Source organism: Stackebrandtia sp., from assembly GCF_035643755.1.
Lineage (GTDB): Bacteria > Actinomycetota > Actinomycetes > Mycobacteriales > Micromonosporaceae > Stackebrandtia.
Window position 1 is genome coordinate 1 of sequence record NZ_DASQPW010000112.1, and the last position, 3555, is coordinate 3555.

The 3555-nt window shown below is 70.0% G+C and carries 4 protein-coding genes; 2 read left to right on the plus strand and 2 right to left on the minus strand.

The genetic code is table 11. The features are described 5' to 3' along the window. Positions 1 to 837 (plus strand): hypothetical protein (locus VE172_RS08805; RefSeq protein WP_324800018.1); only part of this gene is annotated, 837 nt, incomplete at its 5' end. A gap of 8 nt (positions 838 to 845) precedes the next feature. On the opposite strand, the gene VE172_RS08810 is transcribed toward VE172_RS08805, so the two are convergent. Together VE172_RS08810 and VE172_RS08815 are read right to left on the minus strand one after the other, a co-directional pair. Continuing rightward, complete coding sequence (locus VE172_RS08810) at positions 846 to 1217, minus strand: iron chaperone (protein ID WP_324800020.1); 372 nt, start codon at positions 1215 to 1217, stop codon at positions 846 to 848. Positions 1218 to 1237: 20 nt separating this feature from the next. Further along, positions 1238 to 2284, minus strand: coding sequence for an SDR family oxidoreductase (locus VE172_RS08815; RefSeq protein WP_324800023.1), 1047 nt, complete (start codon positions 2282 to 2284; stop codon positions 1238 to 1240). 81 nt (positions 2285 to 2365) lie between these two features. On the opposite strand from VE172_RS08815, the gene VE172_RS08820 reads away from it, so the two are divergent. Then, positions 2366 to 2983 carry a TetR/AcrR family transcriptional regulator gene (locus VE172_RS08820; protein WP_324800026.1) on the plus strand — a complete coding sequence of 206 codons (618 nt, stop codon included), beginning with the start codon at positions 2366 to 2368 and terminating at the stop codon, positions 2981 to 2983. Positions 2984 to 3555 lie beyond the last annotated feature (572 nt).

Sequence of the window (3555 nt, forward strand, 5' to 3'; positions counted from 1 at the left end):
TCACGGGCGATCCAGTTGCGCCGCAAGGGCGTCCGCTTCGACATCCCGGACGAGGCGATTCAGCGGGTCGGGTTCGTGCCGTCCCCCAAGCCTTCCCGCACGCTCCCGTATGGACACGTGAGGCTGGCGCTGTGGTGCGACCCCGGGGCGGTGGTGGGGATGCCCGACGAGCTCGCCGAGGTGGCCACCGTGGACGATTCCACGGCGTGGCTGCTGCTGGACGGCATCGAGGCGATCTCCACCGCCCAGCTGGTCGGGCTGCGGCTGATGTACGCCGACCGCTGGACCGTTGCCGACGCCCGCGGGGTGCCGCGCGACGCCGACGAGCCCGAGCTGGCCGCGCTGTTCGACGCCGCGCCGCGGCTGGGTTTCGACCGCGCCCGCGCGACGTACACGCTGGACGGACGCGACATCGCCAACGCGGTGGAGCGGGGCGGCTCGCTACGCGGGCGGGTTTCCAAGAACCCCAAGGCATTGCCTTATACGTTCGAGGTGCGCGACGCGCTGTTGCAGACCCGCTGGGTGATCAACAAGCCCGACGCGGCGTGGAAGACGGCCTTCTACGTCACCGACCGTGCGGGACAGCGGGTGGGGACGCTGCGGGCCATCACCGAGGGCAGCGACAACTTCGACCTGTGCGGCACCGACAACCTGGTGCTGGCGACGCTGCGCACGGGCGACGAACAGTCCACCATTGTGGATACGTCGGGCGTCACGCTGGCCACCTGGGACAAGCCGTCGGGCGAGTTCGCCGTGGACGCCCCCGCGGGTACCACCGTGCGCGTCCTGTGCCTGCTGGCGCCCGTGGTGGCCACGTTCACCCGAGCCACTGCCTAAGGGGCGGTTCACATCCACCCGACGCCGTCGACCTCGTGCTCGCGCACCCGATAGTCGATCATGCGGCGCAGCAGGTCGCCCGGGGGAGACTGTCCATAGGGGATCTTGACCGAGCCCTTGCCCGTGTCGAAGTCGGCCAGTTCGGCGGCGAAGGCGAGGCGGGTGCTGGGGGTGAACGTGACGTTCGCGTGCTTGGCGTGCCCGCTGACGACGAACAGGATCGTCCCCGACGGGTGCACCCACGCGGGGTTCCCCCACTTGATGGCCTCGGTGGCCTCGGGAGCCTCGTCGCGGGCCAGGGCGCACAGCTCGTCGAGCAGCTGGCGGCCCGGCCCCGCGAATTCGGCGAGATAGGCGTCGATGGTCTGCGGCTTGGACATTCCCGCAGTCTGACACGCGTTCAGGCGCGGGCGCGGCGGTTCGTCACCAGGCCGAGGTCGATCATGCTGTCGGCGGTGTCGACCAGGGAGGTCTTCAGCGGGCGCATGGTCCAGCCGAGTTCCCGCTTGGCCTTGTCGGCCGAGACCAGTTCGCGGGCGCCGATCATGTCCAGCGCCAGGCGCACGGTCTTGTCGAAGCGGGCGATCGTCCACACCAGCCAGTGGGGGAGATCCCTGGTGGGCACCCGATAGCCGCGCGGCCCGAACTCGGCGGCCAGCGTCTCGGCCATGTCGCGCATCCAGGCGTGGTCGCCCGCCACGATGTAGCGGTTGCCCGACGCGGCGGGGGTCTCCATGGCCAGGCGGTGCGCGGCGGCGACGTCGCGCACGTCCACCGTGGCGAATCCGAGCGCGATGGTGCCAGGTATCTCGCGGTTGATCAGCTTCTTGACCACCTCGACCGAGGTGCTGGCGTCGGCGTTGAGCAGCGGCCCCAGGACCAGCCCGGGGTTCACCGCGACCAGGTCGAAGCCGACGTCGGTTCCCTTGGTGTCCATGAACTCCCAGGCGGCGCGCTCGGCGAGGGTCTTGCTCCTCGGGTAGGGCTCGCAGTTGTCGAGATTGGACCAGTCGTCCTCGGTGCATCGGTGTTCGGACTTCGGGTCGCGGCCCGCGGCGATGGCCGCGATGGACGAGGTGAGCACGACGCGCTTGACGCTGGGGGCCGCGGCGGCGGCGTTGAGCACCCGCAGGGTGCCGTCGACGGCGGGGCGGACGAGCTCGTCGGGGTCCTTGGGGGTGGCCGAGGGGATCGGGGAGGCCACGTGGATCACGTAGTCGCAGCCGTCGACCGCGGCGGCCCAGCCGTCGTCGGAGGTGAGGTTGGCCGCGACGAACTCCAGCTTGCCGCCGCCGTCGTCGGCGATGGCGCGCAGGTGGGCGACCCTCTCGGTGGCGGTGACATCGCGGACGGTGCCGCGCACCGCGTATCCGTGTTCCAGCAGCTCCTTGACGACGTGGCCAGCGATGTATCCGCTGGCGCCCGTGACCAGAACCAATGACGACATGAGTGCGCACCTTTCAGTGGTGTCTGTCTATCTAAACACTGTATAGATACCATGCGGGGGAGGGGCGTTTAGGGTGGGGTCGTGTCCACCACTCCCAAGACCAGCTACCACCACGGCAACCTGCGCACGGAGCTGATGGAGGCGTGCCTGCGGCTGGTCGACGAGGAGGGGATCGGCGCGGTGAGCCTGCGTCGCGTGGCGCGGGAGGCGGGCGTCAGCCCTGGCGCCCCGTACCACCACTTCGCCGACCGCGCCGCCCTGATCGCCGAGCTGACGGCGCGCGGATTCACCGACCTGACCGCGCGGCTGCGCGCCGTGCGCGCCGAGGCCGCGGACCCCGTGACGGCGCTGGTCGAGCTGCTTGAGGCCTATGTGGAGTTCGCGGGCCGTCATCGGGCGTACTTCCTGCTGATGTTCCGTCCCGAACTGTCGGCCTCCGACAAGCACCCCGACGTGCAGGCGGCGGGGGACGACGCCCTCGCGGTCGTCGCCGAGGCCATTGAGGACTGTCGACGCGCGGGTATGTTCGCCGCCGTCGACAGCGACGGCCTGGTCGTGACCCTGTGGTCCCTGGCCCACGGCCTGGCCGCGCTGGTGGTCGACGGCAAGATCGACAAGATGTGCCTCGACAACGACATCGTCCCCGACGAGCTGCTGTCGAAGGTCAAGGACACCGTCACGGCGCTATTGAGCTGCTGAGGACACCTCCCTCTGCCACGGCGGAGTGGGTGGGTCCGTCAGAGGTCGGGGGCGGGGTTGCGGGGCGGTTTCGAACGAGGTGTGCATGGCCGTCGAGGTTTGGCCGAGGGGACTCCCTCTGCGCTGCGGCGGGGTGAGTGGGGGGCAACAGTCGAGGAAGCGATTGCGGGGAAGCGGGTGTTGGACGGTGTATACGAGGCGCCAGTTCGGCGGCCACGGTTCTGCTGGGCGAACTCCCTCTGCCACGGCGGAGTGGGTGGGGTCAGCCAGAGGTCGGGGCGAGGCCGTGGGGCGGTTTTGAGCGAGGTGTGAGTATGGCCGTCGCGGTTTGACCGCGGCGAACTCCCTCGGCCGCGGTGGGAGAGCGGGCGGTCGGCAATGGGGGGACGGTTGCGGGGCAAGGCCTCTGGAGTGGCTCGCGCGGGATGCCAGTCGACACGGTCATGGCCTTGGTGAGTCGCTGGGCGAACCCCGTCGGCGGCGGAGGGACAGCGGGCGGTCGGGTATCGAGGGAGTCGTTGAGGGGTAGCGCTTCTGGCTCTCTGGTGACAGAGCTTGGTGGCGACGAGCGT